1 protein-coding gene is annotated in these 1,014 nt (G+C 46.5%); it reads left to right on the top strand.

What is annotated here, in order from left to right; all coding sequences use genetic code 11:
- Positions 1-94: 94 nt before the first annotated feature.
- The coding region (locus tag FW767_RS12940) for an IS30 family transposase (protein WP_121700432.1) at positions 95-1,014 on the top strand (920 nt) is incomplete at its 3' end.

Here is a 1,014-nt window from a genome sequence, read left to right as displayed (position 1 = left end):
CGATCCGTTTCAAGAGATTCATCAACGAGTAAAACAGCAATACAAAAAAGGAGACCGAAGTCTCCTTAAGATTAAGTAATTTTGTATTGCTAAAATGAAACACTTAACCTCGGAACAAAGGTACGAAATTTACCTCGGAAGAAAAAGGGGCTGGAGCAGAAGCCGCATTGCCGGCGAAATCGGTGTCCACCCCTCGACAGTGAGCCGGGAACTGACGCGTAACGCCAATTCCAATGGCGAGTATGTCTGGATCAATGCCCATGCTAAATCAGAAGCCCGCAAACAGAGTATTGAAGGCAACCATCGCAAACCACAGGAACTTTGGTGGCGTATAGATCAGATGATTGTTGAGGAAGACTGGTCCCCGGCACAAATTGCAGGAGTGCTGCGCAAGGAAGGCATACACATAGTTAAGCAGACCATCTATAACCATGTCCATGCCGACACTTCGGGCAGACTTGCGCCACACATGCCGCATGAGCTTAAGTACACAAGAAGGAACAAAGCGTCACGTCCCACAAAAGCGACCAATATAGCAAACCGCACAAGCATACACGACCGACCGCAGGAAGCTGACGGCACACGTTTTGGAGACTGGGAAATGGATACTATAGTCGATGCTTACGGCCATGCGATAGTCACTCTGACCGAGCGTTCCACCAACTTCATCCTCATGGAGAAGCTACCACAGGGACGCAAGGCCATACCGACGGCGCTGACTGTCGCAAGGCTATTGTTCCCTTACCGCAAGACTCTGCGTACAATCACAACTGACAATGGCTGTGAGTTCGCCGCTCATCTTGAAATAACCAGACGGCTCAGTATGAAAAATCGGGACAAAGTGATTGTCTATTTCGCTGACTCTTACTGTTCATGGCAGAAGGGTGCCATTGAAAATGCAAATAAGATAATTAGAAAATATATCCCTAAGAAATCAAATTTTGACGACTTCTCTGATAAGAGAATAATGGAAATACAAAAGAAATTGAACCGCAGACCACGAGAGAAAATAAA

Source organism: Heminiphilus faecis, assembly GCF_008728965.1.
Classification (GTDB): domain Bacteria; phylum Bacteroidota; class Bacteroidia; order Bacteroidales; family Muribaculaceae; genus Muribaculum; species Muribaculum faecis.
This window is presented reverse-complemented; position numbering and strand designations above follow the sequence as displayed.